Raw genomic sequence first — 23,280 nt, 5'->3', positions numbered from 1 at the left:
CCGGGTTCAGGCCGGGATCAGGGCGCGCTCCGGGGCGGGCTCGGGGGCCGCGACGGCCTGGTCGTAGCGGTGCAGGACCAGGCGGGCCATCGCCGGGTGGTCGCCCAGCGGTTCGGCGCAGATCCAGGGCGCCTCCTCGGCGCACTGCGTGGCGAAGCGGCCGGGAGCGGTGAAGTACGAGGCGACGGCGATGCGGTGGCGGCCGCGGGCGGCGAGGGCGCGCACCGCGGCGGGAACGGTCGGCGTGGCGGCGGAGGCGTACGCGGGGACGACCGGCACGCCGAGGCGCTCGGCGAGCAGCTGGGCCGTGCGGCGGGTGTCGGCGGCCGATTCCGGGGAGCGGGAACCGGCGGACGCGAGCACGACGGCGCTCGCCCGGCGGGCCGAGTCGCTCATCCTGGTCCGCCAGCCGGCCTCGACGAGGCGCGCGCGGAGGGTTTCCACGAGCAGCGGGTGCGGGCCGAGCGGGGCGGCGACGCGGGTGCGCAAGCCGGGGACGGCGGCCGCGGTCTCGGGGATGTCGCGCCGGACGTGGTAGCCGCGGCCGAGCAGCAGCGGTACGAGGACGGCGTCCTGCAGGCCCGCCAGGGAGGTGAGCGTGTCGCGCAGCAGGGGCTCGTTCAGTTCGATGTGGCCGAGGCGCACGGGCAGCTGGGGGCGCAGTTCGCGGACGCGTTCGATCAGGGTGCGCACGGTGGCGAGCGCGCGCGGGTCACGGCTGCCGTGGGCGACCAGGACCAGCGCGGGTGGCGCCGGACGGCGGGTGCCGTTGAGCGAGACGAGGCTGAGCTGGCTGCCGAGCTGGCTGGTGATCCGGTTCATGAGTTGCGCCGTACTGTCGAGGGGGTCTTCGAGGTGGGCACCGCGCGGCGGCGGGCCGCCGGGGCGGTGGGAGGACTCGTCGCGAGCGAGGTTCGACGCCGTCATGGGGCGATCCTGACGGCAGGAGGTTGCCGGGCCGTTGCGCCGGTATGACGGGTGTTTTCCGGCGGTTCACCGTACGGCAGCGGTGCTCTGTGAGCGCCTCCCACCTGCGGCTCTCTCCCGCCGGGCGATCCGGATCGGCGCCCCCGGGTGAACCGAACGGCCTTACGACGCGTCCTCATGTGTCGAAGGGGAACGCGAAGGCCGGCCCGCGGACGGAGGCGGGAGACGTACCGGAATACGCTGCCGGCGCCGGACGGGAACGGCGGGAGCGCCGACGCCCGCACCGGTCGCGCACCGCCGCGAGAGACCACACCTGGGGGACATCGATCATGCCGCGCCTGCCGCGCCCGAAGCGCCCGAGCTTTCGCAGACCGCGTCTGCTCCGCCTGCCGCGTACGCGCAAGGGGCAACGGCGGGCCGTACAGGCTCTGATGGTCCTGTGCGTGCTGGCGCTGCTCCCGGCGACGTGGATGTACGCGGTGACGGGCGACCGGCTGCGGACGACGGCGGACGCCCCGCGCACCGAGGTCGCGATCGTCTTCGGCGCGGGTCTGTGGGACGGCGAGCCGTCCCCGTATCTGGCCCACCGTCTGGACGCGGCCGCGAAGCTGTACCGGGCCGGCCGGATCGAGGTCGTCCTCGTCACGGGTGACAACAGCCGCGAGGACTACGACGAACCCGACGCGATGCGCGCCTATCTCACCGCGCGCGGGGTGCCCGGCCGGCGGATCGTCAGCGACTACGCCGGCTTCGACACCTGGGACTCCTGTGTCCGTGCCCGCAAGATCTTCGGTGTCCACGAGGCCGTCCTGATCAGCCAGGGCTTCCACATCCGCCGTGCCCTGGCCCTGTGCCAGGCCGCCGGTGTCCGCTCGTACGGCATCGGCGTCGACGCCAAGCACGACGCCACCTGGTACTACGGCGGCACGCGGGAGATCTTCGCGGCGGGCAAGGCCGCGCTGGACGCGGTGTTCGAGCCGGATCCGCGTTTCCTCGGGCCGAAGGAGCCGGGCGTGACCCGCGCTCTGGCGGCGACGCGCTAGAGACGACGCGCGTCACCCGCGGGCGGGCTCCGGACTCCGGGCTCCGGGCTCCGGGCACTGGCCGGCCGCGAACCAGGTGATCCACCACGTCAGGGCGTCCGCGCGGCGCGGGGCGACCTCACCGCGGGTCCGGCCCGGCCGGGAGGTCTCCGCCCCGGCCGTGTAACGCGTGCCTCTCCGGCGCGTAACACGGCCACCGCACGCTGGGCGCCATGAACGCCTCCGTGACGCCCACCCACTGCCCGTACTGCGCCCTGCAGTGCGGGATGAACCTGACGTCCTCGCCCGGCGGAGGCGTCGAGGTGACCGAGCGCGCGGACTTCCCGGTGAACCGGGGCGCTCTGTGCGGCAAGGGGCGCACGGCGCCGGCGCTGCTGTCGTCCCGGGTGCGGCTCACCTCGCCGCTCGTCCGCACCGCGGGCGTCCTGGAGCCCGCGAGCTGGGACGAGGCGCTGGCCAGGATCGCCGAGGGGCTGGCCCGCACCCGTACGGAGCACGGCCCGGACGCGTGCGGGGTGTTCGGCGGCGGCGGACTGACGAACGAGAAGGCGTACGCCCTGGGGAAGTTCGCCCGCGTCGTCCTGCGCACCTCGCAGATCGACTACAACGGCCGCTTCTGCATGTCGTCCGCGGCGGCGGCCGGCGTCAGGGCCTTCGGTCTCGACCGGGGACTGCCCTTTCCCCTGGAGGACATCCCGCGGACCGGCTGTGTGATCCTCGTCGGCTCCAACCTCGCCGAGACGATGCCGCCCGCGCTGCGCTTCGTCACAGAGCTGAAGGAGAACGGCGGCAGGCTCATCGTGATCGACCCGCGCCGCACCCGCACGGCCGAGCAGGCGGACCTGCATCTCGCGCCGCGCCCGGGGACGGATCTGGCGCTCGCGCTGGGGATGCTCCATCTGGTGGTCGCCGAGGGGCGTACGGACGAGGAGTTCATCCGGGCCCGTACGAGCGGCTGGGAAGAGGCCCGGGCCGCGGCGATGGCGCACTGGCCGGAGTACGTGGAACGGATCACGGGGGTGTCCGTTCCCGAACTCCGCGCAGCCGTGCGGATGTTCTGCGAGCCCGAGGACGCGATGGTCCTCACCGCGCGCGGACCCGAGCAGCAGTCCAAGGGCACCGACACCGTGGGTGCCTGGATCAACCTGTGCCTGGCCACCGGGCGTTCGGGCCGGCCACGGTCCGGCTACGGCTGTCTCACCGGGCAGGGCAACGGGCAGGGCGGGCGCGAACACGGCCAGAAGGCCGACCAGTTGCCCGGCTACCGCAAGCTCACGGACCCGGCGGCGCGACGGCATGTGGCCGAGGTATGGGGCATCGACCCCGACACGCTGCCCGGTCCGGGGCGCAGCGCGTACGAACTCCTCGACGCGATGGGGACGGACATCCGCTCGCTGCTGCTGATGGGGTCGAACCCGGTGGTGTCCGCGCCGCACGCCGCGCACATCGAGGAACGCCTGAAGTCGCTGGACTTCCTCGCGGTCGCCGATGTCGTCCTCTCCGAGACCGCCGCCCTCGCGGACGTCGTGCTGCCGGTCACCCAGTGGGCCGAGGAGACGGGCACGACGACGAACCTGGAGGGCCGCGTGCTGCTGCGCCGGCAGGCCCTCAGCGCTCCCGAGGGGGTCCGCAGCGACCTCGAGGTCCTGCACGAACTCGCCGCCCGGCTCGGCGTGGAGAAGGGGTTTCCCAGCGACCCCGAGGAGGTCTTCGAGGAACTGCGCCGGGCGAGCGCGGGCGGGCCCGCGGACTACTCGGGGATCACCTATCGCCGGCTGGCGGAGGAGAACGGGGTGTTCTGGCCCTGCCCGGCACCCCCGGCCCCGGAGGCGGGCACGGAGGCGGGCCCGGCGCCGGACACCGGTACCGAGGACGGCCTCCCCGCCGTGGTCCCGGACGGCCCGGTGCCGGCCGGGACCGGCGAGGCACACCACCCGGGCACGCCCCGCCTCTTCCTCGACCGGTTCGCCACCGAGGACGGCCGGGCCCGGTTCGTGCCCGTGTCGCACCGGCCCGTCGCCGAGGAGCCGGACGACGAGTACCCAGTGCTGCTGACCACCGGGCGCGTGGTCGCTCAGTACCAGTCGGGGGCGCAGACGCGGCGCGTCGACGAGCTGAACGCCGCGGCGCCCGGCCCGTTCGTGGAGATGCACCCGCGGCTGGCCGAACGGCTCGGCGCGGCGGACGGGGACGCCGTGACCGTGGTGTCGCGGCGCGGCCGGGCCGTCGCACCGGCCCGGATCACCACCGCCATCCGCCCGGACACCGTGTTCATGCCCTTCCACTGGCCGGGCGAGGGCCGCGCCAACACGCTGACCAACCCCGCCCTCGACCCGATCTCCCGGATGCCGGAGTTCAAGGCGTGCGCGGTGCGGGTGGAGGCGGCGCACGAGGAGTGACGGCGGCGGTGCCGCGTCGGCCGGGCGCCGCGCCGTGGTGCGGGGTGCGCGGGCCTCGGGAGAAGCGGTCGTTGCGCGAGAGCGGGCAGGCCGGCGCGGAGCGCCGTGCCGGACTCATGGCGAGCCTGGACGCCGCTGATCGAGGACCCGCCGGACACGAGCTCCCGGCCGGCTCGCGCCACGACGGTCAGTCCCCGCTCGGGCCGTCCACCCCGGACCGCTCGACGGACTTGGGGGTCTCTCCCGGGCCGGATCCGGAGCCGGAGGGCCCGCCCGGCTCCGGGTCGGCGGAGCACGAGCTGAGCCCGATGCCGAGGGCGGCGCCGACGGCCGCCCCGCTGAGCGCGAGAACTCGTCGTCTGGTCAGGGTGCGGTCGGTCATGGCCGGACCCTAGGGGCGAGGAGGCCCGCGCCACCGGGGGCGCACGGGACGGCCACCCGCACGGGTGCACGCGGACAACGGTGGGCCGCCTTCGCGTCCGCCCGGCCTCGCCGGCACGCGCCCCCCTGCGCAGGCGCGTCCCCGCCCGGCCCCCGGTCGTGCGACCGTGGGCCGCCTTCGCATCCGCCCAGCCCCGCCGGCACGCGCCCGTCCCCTGCCCGGAGACGGGCGCGTCCCCGCCCGGCCCCCGGTCGTGCGACCGTGGGCCGCCTTCCCGTCCGCCCGGCCTCGCCGGCACGCGCCCCCTGCCCAGGCGCGTCCCCCGCCCGTCCCGGCGTGCTCCCGCCCCGGCCACGCAGGCCTGTAGTTGCTCGGGCAGGCGGACGCGGCCTCCGACCCGGCGGCGGCGCGCCCGGCGCCCGGCCGCGGGCGCATGCCGCCGTCCCGGCCGAGTCCACACCCGCGCACGCGCGCACGCCGGCACCCGAGCCGCGCCGGCCGCCTCAGCCGCGTCGGCGGGTCCGGGTGTCTCGCCCGGGGCCGCGCCAGTCGCCGTCCTCGATCGGTCTGCCCTCGGCTCGCAGGCGGGCCGCCACCGCGGGCGCGGCGACGTACACCCAGGCCCGTACGACCGTCGCGCCGTCCGCCCGCACGGCGTCGCGCGCGACCCGCTCGTACAGGTTGCGCGGATCGCCCGGTGCGTACTCCTCCAACTCGTCGAGCGCCGCGAGGAGTTCCCCGTAGGTCTCGGGCAGCGCGGTCACGAGTTCGCCGCTCACCGCGCCGCCGGGTTCTTCGACCGCGTACGGGTATCCGGGTCCCTCGTACAGCACCAGCCCCCGCATCCGCCCGGGTTCCTCGGACCGGGTCCGGCCGCGCAGGAAGAGGTCGTGGTTGTGCTCGCCGGGGCGCAGGGTGCCGTAGACGAAGAAGGGGAGTCCCGCTTCGTCCGAGGGGTCCGGAGGACCCGACGAGGCCGAAGGGTCCGGGGGTGCCGAAGGGGTCGAGGGGTGCGGGGCAGTCGGCGGGTCCGAGGGGTGCGGCGTGTTCACGGGGCCGTTTCCTCTTCCAGCCAGCGCAGGTAGTCGGGGCTTCCCGCGACGATCCGGGTCGCGATGATCTCGGGTGTGTCGTAGTCGTGGGCGTTCAGGAGATACGCCTCCAGCGCCGGGTAGCGCGCCGCGGTCGTCTTGAACTGGATCTGCCACTCGGAGGCGGTCGTGACGGCGCCCTCCCAGCGGTAGACGGAGGTGACAGGACCCGAGATCTGCGCACAGGCCGCGACCCGCGCGGCCACCGCGCCACGGGCCAGCGCTTCGGCCTTCTCGGCGGCATCCGTCGTGGTCAGGACGGCCAGGCAGGCCGGCGATTCCATGATCGTCTCCATTCGTGAGGGTACGGAAACGATTCTCGCCGCATCCGGTACGCACCCAGCAGGCGCTATGGACATGACATGTCATGGACCTTTAAATCTAAGTCAGTTTCAGCGCCCCTCCACGCGCCACCCCCCACGCGCGCCCTCCCAAGGCGCCTTCCCAAGGAGACCGATGAGTCGAATACGGCACATCCGAGGTTCCTCCCTCGTCACCGCCGGCGCGGCCGTGACCACGGCCACCCTGCTGGCCGCCGCGCTCGCCCCCGCCGCGCACGCCGACAGCAGGCCGACCCGGGCCACCGCGATCGAGCACGCGGCCTCGGTGCTGGTGGCCCACGCCACGAACCTGGGCCTCACCTCCGCGCAGAACACCTCCGTCCGCGACGTCGTCGTCGACAAGGACGGCACCCAGCATGTGCGCTACGACCGGACGTACCGGCAACTCCCGGTCCTCGGAGGCGACTTCGTGGTCCACCTGGCCCCGAACGGCACGTACCGCAGCGCGAACCGCGCGACGGCCGAGGCCATCTCGCTGCCCGGCGTCACCCCCGCGCTGTCCGCCCCGAAGGCGGCCGGACTCGCCGTGACCGCGCTGCGGTCCGCCCATCCGGGCGAGGCACTGAAGAAGCTGACGGCCAAGCCGCGACTGGTCGTGGACGCCCTGCACGGAACGCCGAGGCTCGCCTGGCGCACGGACGCGGTGGCCCAGGACTCGCTCGGCAACCCGGTCGGCCGCACGCTCCTGACCGACGCCCTCAGCGGGGCGCGGATCGACGCGTGGGACAACATCGAGACGGCGACGGGCGACGGAACTTCGCTGTACGGCGGCACGGTTCCGCTGGAGACGACGCTGTCCGGATCGACGTACCAGCTGAAGGACCCGACGCGCGGGAACACGTACACGGGCGACGCGGCGAACAAGACGGACCTGTGCATCTTCGGGATCTGTATCAGCCGGGCGCCCGCGACGCTCTTCACCGACACGGACAACCACTGGGGCACGGGCGCCACTTCGGACCGCTCGTCCGCGGCGGTGGACGCGCAGTACGGCACGAACGAGACCTGGGACTACTACAAGAACGTCCACGGGCGGAACGGCATCGCGGGTGACGGCAAGGGCTCGTACAACCGCGTGCACTACGGCAACAACTACAACAACGCCTTCTGGGACGACAGTTGCTTCTGCATGACGTACGGGGACGGGGACGGCTCGACGTTCGGGCCGCTCGTCGCGCTGGACGTCGCCGGGCACGAGATGTCGCACGGGGTCACCTCGAAGACGGCCGCGCTGACGTACTCGGGCGAGTCCGGCGGCCTGAACGAGGCGACGTCCGACATCTTCGGCACCATGGTGGAGTGGTACGCGAACAACTCCTCGGACGCCGGTGACTACCTGATCGGCGAGAAGATCGTCCGTTCCGGCTTCGGCAAGCCCGCCCTCCGCTTCATGGACAAGCCCTCCAAGGACGGCAACTCGGCCGACTGCTGGAGCAGTTCGGTCGGCAACCTGGACGTCCACTACTCCTCCGGCGTCGCCAACCACTTCGCCTACCTCCTCTCGGAGGGCAGCGGGGCGAAGACCGTGGGCGGCGTCAGCTACGACTCCCCCACCTGCAACGGCTCCACGGTGTCCGGCATCGGGCACGACAAGGTGGGCAAGATCTGGTACCGCGCGCTGACGGTCTACATGACCTCGTCGACGAAGTACGCGGGCGCGCGCACCGCCACGCTGAACGCGGCCAAGGACCTGTACGGCGCGGGCAGCGCCGAGTACAACGCCGTGGCGGCGGCCTGGTCGGCGGTCTCCGTGGCCTGACCGGCAGCGGACACCCTCCGGCCCCGGGCCGACCGGCACCGGACGTCCTCGGGGTCCCGTGGGCAGGCGTCGCCAGGACGCCTGCCCACGGCTCGGTCCGGGGCCTCCGCCCAGCCCTTAGCTCTCGTCCGCCGGCCGGTACACGCTCACGTCCACGCCGGTCTTCGCGGTGACCGTGGAGACGTGGACGAGCGGGCGCTTCATGCCGTCCTCGGGGAAGATCGTCTTGCCGCCGCCGAGCATCACCGGCATACGGATCAGCTGGAGCTCGTCGACCAGGCCCTCGGCCAGCAGGGTGCGTACGAGGGTGGGACTGCCCATCATCGCGAGGTCGCCGTCACCGGTCGCGCGCAGCTCGCGGATGCGGGCGACGCTCTCGTCCCCGGGGATGAGCGTGGTGTTGTCCCAGGCCGACAGCTCCGCCTCGCCGAGGGTGCTGGAGACCACGTACTTGGGGAGGGAGTTCATCCGGTCCGCGAACGGATCGCCCGCCCGCTCGGGCCACGCCCCGGCCATCGTCTGCCAGGTGCGGCGCCCGAACAGCAGCGCCTCGGCCCGGGAGAGCCCCGCCGCGAACGCGCCGCCCACGACCTCCGGGTCGAAGTAGGGGTGGGACCAGCCGCCGTGGGCGAACCCGCCGTCGGTGTCCTCCTCGGGACCTCCGGGCGCCTGCACGACACCGTCCAGGCTGATGAACTCGCTGATCACGATGCGCATGGGTCTCGCTCCTCGTCGCTGTGCTCGGCCACGTCACGCGTTCGGTCGCATCACGCGTTCGGTTACGTCGGTGAAGACCGGCGCACCGCTCCGAAATCATCGCGTCCGGCCGACGCGGTGGTGTGATGCGGCACACATTCCGGCGCGCCTTCGGGCCGGCCGCCCGGGTCGTGCCGCACCTCGCCCCCGACACTCGTCGGCCCGCGCCGGGCCGGAGCGGACCTCAGCCCCCGTACGGGCGCTTCCCCCTGGCCTCCTTCAGCGCCCTTGCCCACCAGCCCAGTTGGTCCAGCATGGTCTTCACCGCCGCCGCGGGGCCCACGGCGTCGCGCGGGTGGCCGGCCTCGTCGAAGGCGGCGCCCGCGCCGTGGAAGGACACCGTGTCCCGTACGGTCACCGCGTGCAGTTCGGCGAAGACCTGACGCAGGTGCTCCACGGCCCGCAGGCCCCCGGACACTCCGCCGTACGAGACGAGGGCGACGGGTTTGGCCCGCCACTCGCCGTAGTGCCAGTCGATGAGGTTCTTCAGGCCGGCGGGGAAGGAGTGGTTGTACTCGGGGGTGAGGACGATGAAGGCGTCCGCGTCGGCGAGGGCGGGGCTGACCTTCGCCAGTTCGGCGGCCACCGCGGGGGACGGTGAGTGGGACAGGGCCGTGGGGAGCTCGACGGAGGCGACGTCGAGGACCTCGGGGAGGAAGTCGTCCCGTTCTCCGATGCGGTCCAGCAGCCAGCCCGCGACGACGGGACCGAAACGCCCCTCGCGATTGCTGCCGACCACGACGGCGACCCGTACGGGCGGCTCGGACATCTGCTCGGGGACAGTGGATTCAGCTGTGGCTGTCTTCATGAGGGACAGCCTCGTACCTCAACCATTCTTGAGGTCAAGCCGAGCCGCGCCGGCCCCGCCCGGCCTCTGCACGCCGGCCCCCGTCCGCCCGCGCCCTTCACCCCCCTCCGCCACCGCACCCCGCTCCCCGCGCCTCCCGGTCACCCGTTCACACCCCCGGCCCCGCGCCCTTCGGGTTCTCCTGCGCGACACGCCCAACGCACGCCGATGACCTGCCGGAATGCCGAGGGTTCCACCCCTTCCGGCACCCCGCCTGACACCCGTTCACATCATTTCTGACGATCCATCAGAGAGCGGGCGGGGGCATGTGCCACTTACCTCGGTAAGGCAGGGGTTCGACCGACGCAGCGGCACTTGGGGGTGTCGCGGGCCGCGCCCCCTCGGAGGAGCTAGCACGATGCGACGTACCGCCCGTCTGATGACCGGTACCGCGCTCGCCGTCGCCGCCGCGGGTCTGGCCGCCGCGCCCGTGTACGGCGGAGACACCGGAAGCCTGGAGGTGTTCCCCTCCGCCGTCGTCCCGGGCGCCGAGGTCACCGTCAACACCGCCGCGTGCGGCTCGGACGGCACCGCGAACGGGGACGCCGGGGCGGTGGGCGGCGGTACCTTCACACTCGCGGCCAGCGCGCACGAGCAGGACGCGATCGGACAGTTCCGGGTGCCGCCGAGCGCGCAGCCGGGGACGTACGAGATCGTCGCGCGGTGCTCCCACGGCCGGCGGGTCACCGGGGACCTGATGGTGACCCTGACCTCAACGCGCGAGCAGATCCAGCCGCGCGGGCATGTGAACACGGGTGTCGGCGGCGCGCTGGGCCCCGACCCCGTACAGACCGCGGCGGGAGTGGCGGCGCTGGCCGTCGCCGCCGCGGGCGGTACCTGGCTCCTGCATCGCCGGGCGAGAGGCGACGGGATCTGACGGGCACCCTCCGCTGCCCGTCCGCCGGTACCGCCGTCCCTCCCCCTCCGTGGCCCGACGCCCCTCGCGGCCCGGAGGGGGACGGGACAGACCCCATCAGCACCCCGGCCGGCACCCTCGGCCGCCGGGGCCCGGCCGGCCCCGGCCCGGGAAAGGAACCGTGAGGAGGCTCGCGTGCGCCGGGTCAGCAATGTCGCCATAGCGTCGGTCACCGTCGTCGCCCTCTGCTCCGGTGCCTGGCTGCTGCGCAGCGGTGCCGAACCGCACCCCCCTCCCCAGCCGTCCGCGGCACAGGCGGCGACCTCCGGGGACGGCGCGCGGTCCGTCGCCCCCGCGATGCCGCACTCCCCGCCGGACCGCATCCGCATCCCCGCGATCGGCGTGGACGCCCCCCTGATGGGTCTCGGCCTCACTCCGCAGGGCAGCCTCGACGTGCCGCCCGCGGAGAAGAAGAACCTGGCCGGCTGGTACGAGGCCGGGACCACCCCCGGTGAGCGCGGCACGGCCGTCGTCGCCGGGCACGTCGACAACGCCGACGGCCCCGCCGTCTTCTACGACCTGGGTGCCCTCCGCAAGGGCGGCACGGTCGAGGTGGACCGGCTCGACGGCAGCACGGCCCTGTTCACCGTCGACGCGGTCGAGGTGTACGACTCCCGCGCCTTCCCCGACGCGAAGGTGTACGGCGCCGCGCGCCGGCCCGAGCTGCGCGTCATCACGTGCGGGGGCGGCTACTCGGAGACGACGGGCTACCAGGGAAACGTGGTCGTCTTCGCCCATCTCACGGGCAGCCGCTGAGCGTTCAGGCGAGCCACTGCTGGTACGCCAGATTCGCCACCAGTGCGAACACCACCGTCAGCAGCACCACGCGGACGAACCCGCTGCCCTTCTTGAGCGCGGTCCGCGCCCCCACCATGCCGCCCGCCAGATTGAACACGGCCATCAGGGCGGCGAGTTGCCAGAACACCGTGCCCTTCCAGGCGAAGGTCGCGAGGGCGCCCGCGTTGGTGCAGCAGTTGACGATCTTGGCGGTGGCGGAGGCGGTCACCAGGTCGAGGTGGAGCAGGGCGGTGAGCGCGAGCACGAGGAACGTTCCCGTGCCGGGGCCGATGAGCCCGTCGTAGAAGCCGATGCCGAGGCCCGCGAGACCGATCGCGGCGAGGACGCGGCGCGGGGAGACCGGGGTGGTCGGCGGCGCCGTGCCGAAGGCGGGCCGCAGGATCACGAAGGTGCCGACGCCGACCAGGACGACCATGACGACCGGCTTGAGCACGTCGGTGCTCAGCCCGGCCGCGACGAACGCTCCCGCCGTGGAACCGGCGAGCGCCGCGACCCCGATCCGTACGGCGAGGCGCACATCGACGGGCGCCTTGCGCGCGTACGTCACCGCGGCTCCCGTCGTACCGACGATCGCCACCGCCTTGTTCGTGCCGAGCGCGTAGGCCGCCGGGGTGCCGCCGGGCAGCCCGAGCAGCATGGCGGGCAGCAGAAGCAGCCCTCCTCCGCCGACCACGGCGTCGATCCAGCCGGCCGCCAGGGCTGCGGCGCAGAGCACTAGGACCATGGTCAGGGATATGTCGGGCATGATCGCGACCCTATGAGACCGGATACGTGCGCCGGCCATGGGCCCCTGAATCTTGAGCGACTTCTGAGCTTCGCCCCGGCGGGTCCCCCGCGCGGGCGTCGGCGCTCAGTGCACCGAGTCCAGATAGCGCAGGACCGCGAGGACCCGCCGGTGGCCGGTGTCCGACGGGGGCAGGTCGAGCTTCAGGAAGATGCTGGCGATGTGCTTGAGGTTCGGCTGGCCCCACCCCCGGCTCCGGCCCGTCTCCCCGCCGGCCCGTGTCCGTGCCCACCTGCCTCTCTCGTCTGCCCTTCTCCCCGGCGCCTGTCCTCGGGCCCCACGGCCCGGCCGGGCCGCGCCGCCGTCCCCGCGCCCGAACCTCACAGCCCGCCCCGCGCAGGCCCCCGGAACCCTCACACCGCCGCCCCGCCCCCGCTGAGGGCAGCGTTCCTCCCGGGAAACAGACGTGATGCCACCGGGTAACACCGGCACCGCACGGTGTGGACATGACCTCGAATACGCGTGTGGTGGTGATCGGCGCCGGACTCGCGGGCGTCCGGCTCGCCCGGCGGCTCGACGAGCTCGGCGTGACCGGCGGCGCCCGGTCCGCCGCCTCTCCCGTCTCCGTCACGCTGATCGGCGACGAGGACCACGCCCCGTACAACCGTGTGCTGCTCGCCGAGGTGCTGGCGGGACGGTACGCCCCCGAGGTGATCGCCCTTCCCGGCGTCGACCGCCTCACCCGGGCCCGGGTCACCGGTATCGACCGCGTCACGCGCACGGTGCGCTGCGCGGACGGCGCGGTGATCGCATACGACACGCTGGTCCTCGCGACCGGCTCCAACCCCGTACTTCCTCCGCTTCGCGGCCTGTTCGCCCAGGGTCGGCACGAACTCCCGGAAGGCGTGCACGCGTTCCGCACCATGGACGACTGCCTGGGCCTGTCGAAGGCCGTCCGGCCCGGCACCCGCGCCGTCGTGATCGGCGGCGGCCTGCTCGGGGTGTCGGCCGCCCGGGCGCTGGCGTTGCGCGGGGCCCAGGTGGTGCTGGCGCAGCAGGCCGAGCGGCTCATGGAGCGCCAGCTCGACCCGGCCGCGTCCCGTCTGGTGCACCGGCACCTCACGGAGCTGGGCGTCGAGGTGCACACCGAGTGCCGGGTGCGCGACGTGCGCTCGGTCGGCGGCGCGGTCCGCTCGGTCGAGATGGCCGACGGATACGCCCTGGACGCCGACCTCGTCGTACTGGCCTGCGGCGTCCATCCCCGCACGGGCCTCGCCCAGGACGCGGGACTCGCCGTCCACAAGGGCATCCTCGTCGACGACGAACTCCGGACGTCCGACCCCCGCATCCGGGCTGTGGGCGACTGCGCCCAGCACGACGGCACGGTCTACGGGCTGGCGACCGCGGCTCTCGAACAGGCCGACGTCCTCGCCGAGTCGATAGCGGCCGAGGCCCGGCCGGCGCGGCGCGAGGCCACCCGCTCCCCCGCCCGCTACACCGGCACCCGTTCCCTCACCCGCCTCACCCTGGCGGGCGGCACCGCCCCCTTCGACCTCGCCGCGTTCGGCGAGACCGATCCCCTGCCCGGCGACGACGTCGTCCAGCTCGCCGATGCCACCCGCGGCACCTACCGCAAGGTCGTCGTCCGCGACGACCGGCTGGTCGGCGGCGTGCTCGTCGGCGAACTCGGCACCGTCGGCGCCCTCGCCCGCGCCTGGGAGGGAGCGGAGCCGCTCCCCTCGGACGGCGCACCGCTGCTCCACCTGCTCACCAACGACGGAGGCTCCTGAATGTCCCCGGACACGACGACGATGACAGCGGCGGCGACGGCCCCGGACGCCGGGATCGCTCCCACGATCGTGCTCGTCGGCCACGGCATGGTCGGCCAGCACTTCCTGGAGTCGCTCGCCGAACGCGGCCTGACCGCCACGCACCGCGTGGTCGTGCTCTGCGAGGAGCCCCGCCCGGCCTACGACCGGGTCCAGCTCACCTCGTACTTCTCGGGCCGCACACCCGACGAACTCTCGCTCACGGACGCGGAGTTCATCAAGGAGCACGGCATCGAGCTGCACCTCGGCGACCCGGCCGAGTCGATCGACCGGGTCGCGCGCACCGTGACCGCCCGGTCCGGTCTGACGGTCGGCTACGACACCTTGGTCCTCGCCACCGGCTCCTATCCCTTCGTTCCGCCGGTGCCCGGCAAGGACGCAGAGGGCTGCTTCGTCTACCGCACGATCGAGGATCTGCTCGCCATCGAGGAGTACGCGAAGGCGCGGGCGACGACCGGCGCCGTCGTCGGCGGCGGCCTGCTCGGCCTCGAGGCGGCCGGCGCGCTCAAGGGACTCGGACTGACCACGCACATCGTGGAGTTCGCGCCGCGCCTGATGCCGGTGCAGGTGGACGAAGGCGGCGGAGCCGCGCTCCTGCGCACCATCGAGGACATGGGCCTGAGCGTGCACACCGGCACGGGCACCCAGGAGATCGTCACCGGCGACGACGGCGCCGTGACCGGCATGAAGCTGTCCGACGGGTCCGAACTCCCCACGGATCTGGTGGTGTTCTCCGCGGGAGTCCGTCCGCGCGACCAGCTCGCCCGCGACATGGGGCTCACGGTCGGCGAGCGCGGCGGCATCACGGTCGACGAGCAGTGCCGCACCTCCGACCCGTCCGTGTTCGCGATCGGCGAGTGTGCCCTCGCCGCGGACGGCCGGGTGTACGGACTCGTCGCGCCCGGCTACGAGATGGCCGCGACGGCCGCCGCGACGATCGCCGCCGACGAGGCGAGCTTCACCGGCGCCGACCTGTCGACGAAGCTGAAGCTCCTCGGTGTCGACGTCGCCTCGTTCGGCGACGCGCACGGAGCCACCGCCGACTGCCTCGACGTCGTCTACGCGGACTCGCGCTCGGGCACCTACAAGAAGCTGGTCATCGGCCGTGACGGGCAGCTCCTCGGCGGCATCCTGGTCGGCGACGCGGACGCCTACGGCACCCTGCGCGCGTTCACCGGCTCGGTGCCGCCGATCTCCCCCGAGCAGTTGGTGCTGCCGGCGGGGGCGGGGGCCCCGGTGGCCCTCGGCCCCTCCGCGCTCCCCGACTCGGCGGTCATCTGCTCCTGCCACAACGTCACCAAGGGCACGATCCGGGGCGCGGTCACCGAGCACTCCTGCACGACCGTCCCCGAGGTCAAGAAGTGCACCAAGGCCGGTACGGGCTGCGGGAGTTGCGTCAAGGTCCTCGGTCAGCTCGTCAACGAGGAACTGGCCGCGAGCGGCGTCGAGGTCGACCACGGCCTGTGCGGCTGCTTCGGGCAGACCCGCGAGGAGCTGTACGAGATCGTCCTGGCGCTCAGGATCACCTCGTACCGGACGCTGCTCGACCGGTACGGCCGTGAGGAGGCCCGGGGCGGTGACGGCTGCGAGGTCTGCAAGCCCGCCGTCGGCTCGATCATCGCCTCCCTCGCCCCGACCATCGGCGCCGACGGCTATGTCCTCGACGGCGAACAGGCCTCGCTCCAGGACACCAACGACCACTTCCTCGCCAATCTCCAGAAGAACGGCTCGTACTCGATCGTGCCGCGCATCCCCGGCGGCGAGATCACTCCCGAGAAGCTCATCGTGATCGGCGAGGTGGCACGGGACTTCGGGCTCTACACGAAGATCACCGGAGGCCAGCGCATCGACCTGTTCGGTGCGCGGGTGGAGCAGCTCCCGCTGATCTGGGCGCGGCTGGTGGACGCCGGCTTCGAGTCCGGGCACGCGTACGGAAAGTCGCTGCGCACCGTGAAGTCCTGCGTCGGGCAGACCTGGTGCCGGTACGGCGTGCAGGACTCGGTCCGGATGGCCATCGACCTGGAGCTGCGCTACCGGGGTCTGCGCTCCCCGCACAAGCTCAAGTCGGCGGTCTCCGGGTGCGCCCGCGAGTGCGCCGAGGCCCAGTCCAAGGACTTCGGCATCATCGCCACTTCCAACGGCTGGAACCTGTACGTCGGCGGCAACGGCGGCGCGACCCCGCGCCACGCGGACCTGCTGGCCCAGGATCTGAGCGACGCCGAACTGATCCGCCTCATCGACCGCTTCCTGATGTTCTACATCCGCACGGCGGACCGCCTGGAGCGCACGTCGACCTGGCTGGAGCGGATTCCCGGCGGCCTGGACCACGTCCGGGAGGTGGTGGTGGAGGACTCGCTCGGCATCTGCGAGGAGCTGGAGTCGCTGATGACCGCGCATGTCGCGAACTACCGCGACGAGTGGGCCGAGACCATCAACGACCCGGAGAAGCTGAGCCGGTTCGTGTCCTTCGTGAACGCCCCGGACACCCCGGACCCGGTCGTCGGCTTCGTTCCCGAGCGCGACCAGATCAAGCCCGACCTGCCGCTGCTGACCATCGGAAACCGCCCCCTGGAAGGAAGTGCCCAGCGATGACCCTGGCACCCGAGACGACCCGGACGACGGCCGCCCTCACGCTCCAGCTCCTGCTGGAGGACGGCTGGTTCACGATCTGCGAGCTGTCCCTGCTGACCCCCGGCCGGGGGGTCGCCGCGCTCCTCCCGGACGGCAGCCAGGCAGCCCTGTTCACCGACCGCGCGGGACGGACGTACGCCATCGACAACCGTGACCCGTTCAGCGGGGCGGCGGTGCTCTCCCGCGGGCTCACCGGAACCCATCGGGGCCGCCCGTTCGTGGCCTCCCCGCTGCTCAAGCAGCGCTTCGACCTGGAGTCGGGCCGGTGCCTGGACGACGAGGACGTACGGGTGACGACGTACGAGGTGCGGGCGGCCTGAACCGGGCAAGCCCCGCGGCGGCAGCGAGGCACGCCGGACCGGGACGGACCGGGGCATCCGCCGGGAGCCGGCGCCCGCCGGCCCTCGCGGTGCCGGTGTCCGCCCTCGATTCCCTCGTAGCGGCGCCGGTGTCAGCCCTTGAGCCCCTCGTAGGTGACGCCCGTCAGCCGCTCCGAGGCGGCCCAGAGCCGTTCTCCCGCGAGGTCGTCGCGGGTCCGGCCGGCCCGCCAGGACGTCGCGGGCGAGCCGCGCCACATCGCGAAGGACGGTCCGACGAAGGTGTCGGGCCGCACGCCGGGCGCGGTGGCCGCGTACAGCGTCGGCAGGGCTCCGGCCTCGGCGCTCTGCGCGAAGACGCGGTTGCCGATCTCCATGAACCGCTCGGCGCCCTTGCGCCCTTCCAGCCGGGGTCCGGCGGTCTGCAGGTTGGTGGAGGCGTACCCGGGGTGCGCGGCGGCCGCGACGACGTCGCTCCCCGCGTGGGACAGCCGCCGCGCGAGTTCGTGCGTGAAGAGGAGGTTGGCGGTCTTGGACCGGGCGTAGGCGATCCAGCGGCGATAGGGCCCCTTCTCGCTGTTGAGGTCGTCGATGTCGATGTCCGAGAGCGCGTGGACCATGCTCGACAGGGTGACGATCCGCGCCCCGGGGGTCTCGGCGATCATCGGGAGCAGCAGCCCGGTGAGCGCGAAGTGCCCGAGGTGGTTGACGCCGAACTGGGTCTCGAACCCGTCGGCGGTGCGGCCGAGGGGCAGCGCCATGACGCCGGCGTTGTTGACGAGGAGATCGAGCCGGTCGTGCGTCCGTTCGCAGACGCTCGCGAACTCCCTCACGGAGTCCAGCTCCCCTAGATCCAGCCGTATGAACTCGGCCTCCGCTCCCGGCACTTCGGCCACGAGCCGGTTCACGGCCTCGGTGCCCCGCAGCTCGCTGCGGCAGGCGAGGACGACCCGGGCGCCAAGGCGGGCGAGCTCGCGCGCGGTCACGTACCCGAGACCGCTGTTGGCCCCCGTGACGACGGCGGTGCGCCCGCGCTGGTCGGGGACGGCCTGCGCGTTCCAGCCGGACATGGCGGATTCCTTCCACGGGAGGGGTGAGGGCGGCTCCAGCCTAGAGCGGGTGTCGCAAGGTCGAATCCTGCCGGGGCACAGCGCGTTGCGTCGCCGACCTGGGATTTCCAACCCGGGGAGGCGTTCCGTTCGTCCTCGGGCCGCTTGTCCGGGGCCGTTTGTGCGAGTGGAGTGGCCGAGGGGTCATGAACGGTCGTTGCGTCGGTACACCGTCACCCTGCGGCCGCGGACCTGCTCGTCCGCCACCGGCGTGAAGTACTTCTTCAGTACTGAGGTCTTCATGCGGTCTCGTTTCGCCGACACCGGTCTCGCGACCTTCGGTGCGTCCGTCACCAGGAGGATCCGCCGCTGGGTCAGCATCGCGGCGCGGATCCGAGCCGGGCCGGCCTCCACGCCCTTCAGCGTTCCGGACTTCTGCGGGCTCTCGGTCAGCGCTATGTCTCCCAGGCCGGTGAAGGCGTGCGGGGAGACCAACTTGGTGTCGCGGCGCGCTGCCGGTACGAAGAGGACCGCGTCTCCAGGCTCCTTGAGCCGTCGTACGTCCGCCGCCACGGACAGGACGTCGTCCACCCGGCTCGCCGCGGAGCGCTTGGCCAGCGACTGGGGCAGCAGTGCCGTCATCGCCACGGCGATGGTCACGGGGAGGATCCACGGGGCCGCCTTCGGGAGGCGCCGCGCGGCCACCCGTATCGCCGTGCCCAGCGCTGTTCCGATCAGCAGTGCCAGACCCAGCAGGCTGAACAGGACGTACCTGTCCAGGAACAGCGGCTGGACCAGGGAGAGGCCGATCAGGATGAGCTGCGGCACCGCGAGCAGCGGCAGCCCCACGGCCGCCACCGACAGTCGGCCCGCGCGCGGGCGGTCCACCAGGGCGCCGAGGCCGCCGATCGCCAGCAGGACGGCCGGGCCGATCATCATGTGCCAGGTCAGCGGCGGTATCCAGGAGATCTGGACGGACTGGCTCCGGCTGAACAGGATCAGGGGCAGCACACCCGCGACGGCCGCCGCCGAGGCCGCCGTCCAGCGGGTCCACACTCCGCGCCCGGCCCTCGTCCGGGCCAGGGTCGCGGCGTGCGCGGGCAGAATCATCAGCGACAACCAGTTCAGCAGCCCGCACAGCAGGACCGTGCCGCCGTAGGCCGCCCAAAGTGCCGCTCTGTCACGTCCCTTGAGCAAGGTCACCAGCAGCAGCGTCGAGATCGCGGCGCCGGCCGCGACCAGCGCGTACGGGCGGCCCTCCTGCAGGTAGAACTGCACCGCCGGGAGCAGTCCGAGCGCCAGCCCTGCCCCCAGGCCCGCCCACACCCCGGCCAGTCGGTGGCCGATGGCGGTCACACAGGCCGCCGCCACCGCCATGGCCAGCACGGAGGGCAGCCGCAGCGTCGTCGTGCCGGGCCCGAAGCACTCGAACAGTCCGTGCATCAGCAGGTAGTAGAGCCCGTGTACGGCGTCGACCTGTCCCAGCATGTGCCAGATCTCGGCGGTGGGCCGTTGGGCCACCTGCCAGGTCGCCGCCTCGTCCCGCCACAGGCTGTGCTGCCGGGACAGCCCCCACAGGCCGAGGGCCAGGGTCCACAGCGCGGAGATCGGCCACATGGGCAGGGGGCGGCGGCCGGTGGTTATGGCGGGATTCATGAAGGTGGTCAGGCCCTCGGGGTAGCGGTGCGAACTGAAGTCGGCGGTTCGTCGACATGGCCAAGACCCACCGGACCGGTTTCGCGTCGCGCGGAAGTGCCGCGGAATCGCGAATTAACTCTGCCCGGAAAGGCAGGCGACATTGCCTGCCCCGCCTCGGAACTCGTCGACAGTATATGGAGACAGAAAATGCCGCCACACCCCGGGCTTTGTGGCTGAAAAGTGCTGTCAGAATTTGGCTATATCCAGCGCAACCAGGAAAGGCTTTTTGTCATCCACTCGGGCGTTCCATGGCCCGCCCCGGACCGCACTCCCCATAGCGAACTCGGCCAGAAATAGACCTGTGCGGCCGATGCATGCCGCGGCCGAATTTTGCCGTGATTTGGATCACTCGGATATTCGGTTGCTCGCGGCCGCACATGTCGATCAAGATCTATTCCTGTTCCGACCAGAACAGATGACTAGGAGTCAGTCTTGAGCATGCGAAACGGGGTAAAGGCTGCGCTGGCGGCCACCGCCATCATCGTGGCCGCGGCCACGCCGGCATTGGCCACCTCGGTCGACGTCGGCGGTGGCAGGTGGAGCTACGACAAGGGCGCCAACACGGCGTGGTCGAACTACAAGCACCCGAACAACAAGCACGCTTCCTCGGTGAAGACGGGCGGCCACGTATTCGGCAGCGGCTGCACGGCCAAGGGCGAATGGTCCCTGGCTTCGGCGGGGCTGAACGGCTCGGTGTCGTACTACTACGACCCGAACTGCTAATTCTCTGGGTCGAATCTCGACAAGCCTAGGAAGCTGTCGCGAGTGGCGCCGCTCCCGACTGCTCGGCTGGGCTTGCCGGATGGGCTTTTAGGGCTGTGGAGGCGAGTTTCTCTCGCCTCCACAGCTTTTCTCTCGAGAACTCGAATTCCCGGACGCGCGCTCCCGAGCGAGCGCCTCAACCTAGGTATCCCATGCTGCATCGAGGTATACGTTTCGTCCACGCCGCCGTTCTGGCCTTCTCCGCAGTACTGGCCTTTCTGTTCCTGCGGAGCCTGGACGAGGGCGGGGTCCTGGGGAACTCGGCTCTGATCGACGTGATGGATTCCGACGATTCCGTCAGCAGTGCTCAGGTCGTCCGGGACATCACGGCGTTCTCCGCCGAGCACTCGGTCGGGGTGGCTCGCGAGGTGCCCGATCTGAAGAACTCCGACGGGGTTCGGCATCTGTACCTGGCTCCGGGCGGGCCCCATTCCATGACAGCGGAATGGCTGGACAAGGGATACCCGGAGTTCAGCGGGACCTATGAAACGCGCGTGCATCCGATCTCCGAGATCGGACAACAGGACCCGCGCGGTTCCTACTACGTGTTCGGGTCGCCCGCGGCGGCCGATGCCCTGCGGGCCGAGTTCGAAGACCTCGGCATGATCGTGGCCGTCACCCACCCCTTGTCGTACCGGGAACTGGTCGACCGGTACTCGGGCGATCCCCTGTACCGGGCCCTCTGCGTGGTCGCCCTCGCGGCGCTGACGATGACCGGCGCGAGCGTGCTGCTCAACGCGAAGGCGTACGGAGTCCTTCGGATGCAGGGCCTGTCCTTCGCCGGCATCCTGCTTCGCGATCTGCGGCAGCTGGCGGTGTTCTGGTCGGCGGCGGTCGCCACCGTCACGGTCGCGGCGCTCGCCTTCCTCGGCCTCTACAACGGTCTCGCCTGGCTGGGGCTGTTCGCCTCGCTGGCCGCGGGCATCGCCGCCCTGCTCGGCATCCTGGCGCTGGCCACGCACGCGGCCGCGCTGGCCCTGACGTACAAGGTCGACGTACTGGGCGCCCTGAAAGGCGAACTGCCTTCGCGGGCGGCGTCCATCAGCGTCTACCTCGTCCGCGTCCCCGCGCTGCTGCTCGCTCTCGGTATCGCCACGAATGTCACCCTCGCGAGCCGGGACGTACTGACGCGCCAGGAGAACCGGGACCTCTACGGCACGGTGGGCGACGCGGTCTCGATCCGTCTCAACGGCGCTTTCGCCATGCACATGGACCAGTTGAACGACCATGTCGGTCCGTGGCTGCGCCAGGCCGACAGGCGGGGCAAGGTGATTGTCGCCGGGCGCCGGGATCTCCAGGTCTCCGCCCCCGACGCGCGGCTACCGGCCGGCGAGATTCTCATCGTCAACGACACGTATCTCAGCGAGCAGCCGGTGCTCGACCCGTCGGGACGGCGTCATACCTCAGAGGCCAGGAGCGGAGAAGCGCCGGACTCGCGTCCGGTACGGGTCATCATTCCCGATTCCCTTTCCTCCCACCGGCGGACGATCACCAAGGCGGCCGCCAGGATCATCGACCCGGGTCTCAGCCGGCACATCCCGATCGAAACGCGTAACAGCAGGACCGGACAGCGCCTCTTCGGCTACAGCACCGGCACCTACGCCTACAACTCGGCGCACAGTGCGGACGAGGACAGGTCCCTGGTGCGCGATCCGATTCTTGTCGTCGTCCCCAATGGTTCGCGTTTCCTCACGAACGACGCCTACACCTCATTCGCCACTCAGGATGGAGTGATCTTCCCCGACCCCGATGACGTATTCCATGCCATCGAGTCGAAACAGGTCAGCAACTACGTGAATTCTGTGAGTCCGGTCGGACAGAAAACCGCTCTGGACCTCCGGAACTCGGTCAACAAACTTCGCCTCCAGATCTTCAACCTCGTCGTTGCCGTCATCGTGCTCCTCATCGCCGGGGTCGGCGTCTGTCTCATCTACTCGCGAAAGAACGCGCAGAGCATATTCATACGACACATCGGCGGCTGGAGATATGTCGCCAACCATCGCTTTATTCTCGCCGCGGAAGTGGCTATCGCTGCCGTCTTCGCCACGCGGGTTCCTCTTCAGGCGTGGCAGCGGAATCAGGAACTGGAGAAGTACGCGGCGGCCGGTGCGCCTGCTCCCTTCCAGGCCGCTCACATCACTGCGCTGGATCTCACCGTCATCACCGGTCTTGTTGTTTTCGAGCTGGGGGCCGTGCTTCTCGCCCTCGCTTTTTTCCATCGCCGCATCGTGAAGGAAGGGGCGACGGAGACATGAGCCCCGCCGGTACGAAGGCCCCTCTACCGAGCCGGAGTATGTTGTGATCGATATCGAGAATCTTTCGAAGGTCTTCGGCGCCCGGACCCTGTGGCGCGACGTCGACCTCACCGTCCATCGCGGTGAGATGCTCGCCCTCGTGGGACCGAGTGGATCCGGCAAATCGACCCTCCTCAACTGTCTTGGACTGCTCGACAAGCCGAGTACCGGGACCATTCGGTACGAGGGGAAGGACATCACCCGATTCGGCCGAGGCGACGTCCGTCGGTTCCGCCGCGACACTCTCGGCTATCTGTTTCAGCACTATGCGCTGATCGAGAACGCGACGGTCGCGGAGAACCTGGACGTGGTGGTCAAGCCACGGCGGTCGGCGCGGAGCGACGGCAGGGGCAAGAACACGGACAAGGGCCGTGCGGCTGTCACCGAAGCCCTTGACCGTGTCGGTCTGGCGGGGCGGGAGAAGGAGAGGATCCACCATCTCAGCGGTGGGGAACAGCAGCGCGTGGCACTGGCCCGTCTCATGGTCCAGCAGCCGGCCCTGGTGCTCGCGGACGAGCCGACCGGTGCGCTCGACGATGCCAACAGCGCTGTTGTCGTCGACATCCTTCGGGAGATGAGCGACGCCGGATGTGCCGTGGTCATCGCCACCCACGATGCCGGCGTCCGGGACCGGTGCGACGCCGTGTTCGCTGTGCACGAGTCGTCTCTCGTCGGCTCCCGGGCATCGGCCGGCGCGATGGGGTGACCACCCGTCCG

At 71.7% G+C, this 23,280-nt stretch carries 20 protein-coding genes and 1 pseudogene; 11 read left to right on the top strand and 10 right to left on the bottom strand.

Annotated elements, in window-relative coordinates; translation table 11 throughout:
* Window positions 1–6: 6 nt before the first annotated feature.
* Window positions 7–927 carry a sirohydrochlorin chelatase gene (locus OOK38_RS20380; RefSeq protein ID WP_266848644.1) on the bottom strand — a complete coding sequence of 307 codons (921 nt, stop codon included), beginning with the start codon at window positions 925–927 and terminating at the stop codon, window positions 7–9.
* 329 nt (window positions 928–1,256) lie between these two features.
* Here OOK38_RS20380 and OOK38_RS20375 point away from each other — a divergent pair, with 329 nt between their 5' ends.
* Window positions 1,257–1,970, top strand: coding sequence for a vancomycin high temperature exclusion protein (locus OOK38_RS20375; RefSeq protein WP_266758470.1), 714 nt, complete (start codon window positions 1,257–1,259; stop codon window positions 1,968–1,970).
* Window positions 1,971–2,182: 212 nt separating this feature from the next.
* A complete protein-coding gene (locus OOK38_RS20370; protein WP_266758472.1) occupies window positions 2,183–4,369 on the top strand; it encodes a molybdopterin oxidoreductase family protein in 2,187 nt (728 codons plus the stop codon).
* Window positions 4,370–4,556: 187 nt separating this feature from the next.
* On the opposite strand, the gene OOK38_RS20365 is transcribed toward OOK38_RS20370, so the two are convergent.
* The 3 genes from OOK38_RS20365 to cutA form a co-directional block, all read right to left on the bottom strand.
* A complete protein-coding gene (locus OOK38_RS20365; protein ID WP_266848643.1) occupies window positions 4,557–4,751 on the bottom strand; it encodes a twin-arginine translocation signal domain-containing protein in 195 nt (64 codons plus the stop codon).
* A 503-nt stretch (window positions 4,752–5,254) separates the two neighbouring features.
* Complete coding sequence (locus OOK38_RS20360; protein WP_266849364.1) at window positions 5,255–5,665, bottom strand: gamma-glutamylcyclotransferase family protein; 411 nt, start codon at window positions 5,663–5,665, stop codon at window positions 5,255–5,257.
* A gap of 134 nt (window positions 5,666–5,799) precedes the next feature.
* The gene (gene cutA, locus OOK38_RS20355; RefSeq protein WP_266758476.1) at window positions 5,800–6,126 is read right to left on the bottom strand and encodes a divalent-cation tolerance protein CutA; all 327 of its coding nucleotides are present in this window, start codon (window positions 6,124–6,126) and stop codon (window positions 5,800–5,802) included.
* A 172-nt stretch (window positions 6,127–6,298) separates the two neighbouring features.
* Here cutA and OOK38_RS20350 point away from each other — a divergent pair, with 172 nt between their 5' ends.
* On the top strand, window positions 6,299–7,942 hold the full coding sequence (locus OOK38_RS20350; protein WP_266848642.1) for a M4 family metallopeptidase: 1,644 nt from the start codon (window positions 6,299–6,301) through the stop codon (window positions 7,940–7,942).
* 117 nt (window positions 7,943–8,059) lie between these two features.
* Here the strand turns inward: OOK38_RS20350 and OOK38_RS20345 are convergent, their stop codons facing one another.
* Together OOK38_RS20345 and OOK38_RS20340 are read right to left on the bottom strand one after the other, a co-directional pair.
* Window positions 8,060–8,659: a dihydrofolate reductase family protein gene (locus tag OOK38_RS20345; protein WP_266848641.1), complete on the bottom strand. Its 600-nt coding sequence runs from the start codon at window positions 8,657–8,659 to the stop codon at window positions 8,060–8,062.
* A gap of 223 nt (window positions 8,660–8,882) precedes the next feature.
* Window positions 8,883–9,506 (bottom strand): NADPH-dependent FMN reductase, encoded by a 624-nt coding sequence (locus tag OOK38_RS20340; RefSeq protein WP_266758482.1) that lies wholly within the window; start codon window positions 9,504–9,506, stop codon window positions 8,883–8,885.
* A gap of 397 nt (window positions 9,507–9,903) precedes the next feature.
* Here OOK38_RS20340 and OOK38_RS20335 point away from each other — a divergent pair, with 397 nt between their 5' ends.
* On the top strand, window positions 9,904–10,422 hold the full coding sequence (locus OOK38_RS20335; RefSeq protein WP_266758484.1) for a hypothetical protein: 519 nt from the start codon (window positions 9,904–9,906) through the stop codon (window positions 10,420–10,422).
* A 174-nt stretch (window positions 10,423–10,596) separates the two neighbouring features.
* Window positions 10,597–11,217: a class F sortase gene (locus tag OOK38_RS20330; RefSeq protein WP_266758486.1), complete on the top strand. Its 621-nt coding sequence runs from the start codon at window positions 10,597–10,599 to the stop codon at window positions 11,215–11,217.
* Window positions 11,218–11,221: 4 nt separating this feature from the next.
* Here OOK38_RS20330 and OOK38_RS20325 read toward each other — a convergent pair whose 3' ends face one another.
* Window positions 11,222–12,004 carry a TSUP family transporter gene (locus OOK38_RS20325; RefSeq protein ID WP_266758488.1) on the bottom strand — a complete coding sequence of 261 codons (783 nt, stop codon included), beginning with the start codon at window positions 12,002–12,004 and terminating at the stop codon, window positions 11,222–11,224.
* A 105-nt stretch (window positions 12,005–12,109) separates the two neighbouring features.
* Window positions 12,110–12,211 (bottom strand): annotated as a pseudogene (locus OOK38_RS20320) (DNA-binding response regulator); the annotation flags it as partial.
* A 278-nt stretch (window positions 12,212–12,489) separates the two neighbouring features.
* Here OOK38_RS20320 and OOK38_RS20315 point away from each other — a divergent pair.
* Genes OOK38_RS20315 through nirD form a run of 3 tightly spaced genes read left to right on the top strand, consistent with a single transcriptional unit; the run spans window position 12,490 to window position 16,763 of the window.
* Window positions 12,490–13,773 (top strand): NAD(P)/FAD-dependent oxidoreductase, encoded by a 1,284-nt coding sequence (locus OOK38_RS20315; protein ID WP_266758490.1) that lies wholly within the window; start codon window positions 12,490–12,492, stop codon window positions 13,771–13,773.
* Complete coding sequence (gene nirB / locus OOK38_RS20310) at window positions 13,774–16,404, top strand: nitrite reductase large subunit NirB (RefSeq protein ID WP_323178816.1); 2,631 nt, start codon at window positions 13,774–13,776, stop codon at window positions 16,402–16,404.
* The gene (gene nirD / locus OOK38_RS20305; RefSeq protein WP_266758492.1) at window positions 16,401–16,763 is read left to right on the top strand and encodes a nitrite reductase small subunit NirD; all 363 of its coding nucleotides are present in this window, start codon (window positions 16,401–16,403) and stop codon (window positions 16,761–16,763) included. The genes nirB and nirD overlap by 4 nt, the downstream gene beginning before the upstream one ends.
* Before the next feature lie 131 nt (window positions 16,764–16,894).
* On the opposite strand, the gene OOK38_RS20300 is transcribed toward nirD, so the two are convergent.
* Together OOK38_RS20300 and OOK38_RS20295 are read right to left on the bottom strand one after the other, a co-directional pair.
* Window positions 16,895–17,830 (bottom strand): oxidoreductase, encoded by a 936-nt coding sequence (locus OOK38_RS20300; protein WP_266758494.1) that lies wholly within the window; start codon window positions 17,828–17,830, stop codon window positions 16,895–16,897.
* Between the two features lie 183 nt (window positions 17,831–18,013).
* Entirely contained in the window at window positions 18,014–19,465 is a 1,452-nt protein-coding gene (locus OOK38_RS20295; RefSeq protein WP_266758496.1) for a hypothetical protein, read from the bottom strand.
* A 480-nt stretch (window positions 19,466–19,945) separates the two neighbouring features.
* On the opposite strand from OOK38_RS20295, the gene OOK38_RS20290 reads away from it, so the two are divergent.
* The 3 genes from OOK38_RS20290 (at window position 19,946) to OOK38_RS20280 (ending at window position 23,269) form a co-directional block, all read left to right on the top strand.
* On the top strand, window positions 19,946–20,230 hold the full coding sequence (locus OOK38_RS20290) for a lactococcin 972 family bacteriocin (protein WP_266758498.1): 285 nt from the start codon (window positions 19,946–19,948) through the stop codon (window positions 20,228–20,230).
* A 95-nt stretch (window positions 20,231–20,325) separates the two neighbouring features.
* Window positions 20,326–22,524 carry a hypothetical protein gene (locus OOK38_RS20285; protein WP_266758499.1) on the top strand — a complete coding sequence of 733 codons (2,199 nt, stop codon included), beginning with the start codon at window positions 20,326–20,328 and terminating at the stop codon, window positions 22,522–22,524.
* Between the two features lie 43 nt (window positions 22,525–22,567).
* Complete coding sequence (locus tag OOK38_RS20280; RefSeq protein WP_266758502.1) at window positions 22,568–23,269, top strand: ABC transporter ATP-binding protein; 702 nt, start codon at window positions 22,568–22,570, stop codon at window positions 23,267–23,269.
* Window positions 23,270–23,280 lie beyond the last annotated feature (11 nt).

The organism is Streptomyces sp. NBC_00568 (genome assembly GCF_026341855.1).
Taxonomy (GTDB): domain Bacteria; phylum Actinomycetota; class Actinomycetes; order Streptomycetales; family Streptomycetaceae; genus Streptomyces.
Note: the sequence above shows the minus strand (reverse complement) of the source record. Positions and strands in the feature narration are given on the sequence as shown.

Excerpts from the sequence above, each read along its gene's own strand:
- nirB (WP_323178816.1), top strand. The coding sequence starts at position 13,774 with ATGTCCCCGGACACGACGACGATGACAGCGGCGGCGACGGCCCCGGAC.
- OOK38_RS20370 (WP_266758472.1), top strand. The coding sequence starts at position 2,183 with ATGAACGCCTCCGTGACGCCCACCCACTGCCCGTACTGCGCCCTGCAG.
- OOK38_RS20350 (WP_266848642.1), top strand. The coding sequence starts at position 6,299 with ATGAGTCGAATACGGCACATCCGAGGTTCCTCCCTCGTCACCGCCGGC.
- OOK38_RS20335 (WP_266758484.1), top strand. The coding sequence starts at position 9,904 with ATGCGACGTACCGCCCGTCTGATGACCGGTACCGCGCTCGCCGTCGCC.
- OOK38_RS20325 (WP_266758488.1), bottom strand. The coding sequence starts at position 12,004 with ATGCCCGACATATCCCTGACCATGGTCCTAGTGCTCTGCGCCGCAGCC.
- OOK38_RS20340 (WP_266758482.1), bottom strand. The coding sequence starts at position 9,506 with ATGAAGACAGCCACAGCTGAATCCACTGTCCCCGAGCAGATGTCCGAG.
- nirD (WP_266758492.1), top strand. The coding sequence starts at position 16,401 with ATGACCCTGGCACCCGAGACGACCCGGACGACGGCCGCCCTCACGCTC.
- OOK38_RS20290 (WP_266758498.1), top strand. The coding sequence starts at position 19,946 with ATGCGAAACGGGGTAAAGGCTGCGCTGGCGGCCACCGCCATCATCGTG.
- OOK38_RS20300 (WP_266758494.1), bottom strand. The coding sequence starts at position 17,830 with ATGTCCGGCTGGAACGCGCAGGCCGTCCCCGACCAGCGCGGGCGCACC.
- OOK38_RS20365 (WP_266848643.1), bottom strand. The coding sequence starts at position 4,751 with ATGACCGACCGCACCCTGACCAGACGACGAGTTCTCGCGCTCAGCGGG.
- OOK38_RS20375 (WP_266758470.1), top strand. The coding sequence starts at position 1,257 with ATGCCGCGCCTGCCGCGCCCGAAGCGCCCGAGCTTTCGCAGACCGCGT.
- OOK38_RS20295 (WP_266758496.1), bottom strand. The coding sequence starts at position 19,465 with ATGAATCCCGCCATAACCACCGGCCGCCGCCCCCTGCCCATGTGGCCG.
- OOK38_RS20345 (WP_266848641.1), bottom strand. The coding sequence starts at position 8,659 with ATGCGCATCGTGATCAGCGAGTTCATCAGCCTGGACGGTGTCGTGCAG.
- cutA (WP_266758476.1), bottom strand. The coding sequence starts at position 6,126 with ATGGAATCGCCGGCCTGCCTGGCCGTCCTGACCACGACGGATGCCGCC.
- OOK38_RS20380 (WP_266848644.1), bottom strand. The coding sequence starts at position 927 with ATGACGGCGTCGAACCTCGCTCGCGACGAGTCCTCCCACCGCCCCGGC.
- OOK38_RS20315 (WP_266758490.1), top strand. The coding sequence starts at position 12,490 with ATGACCTCGAATACGCGTGTGGTGGTGATCGGCGCCGGACTCGCGGGC.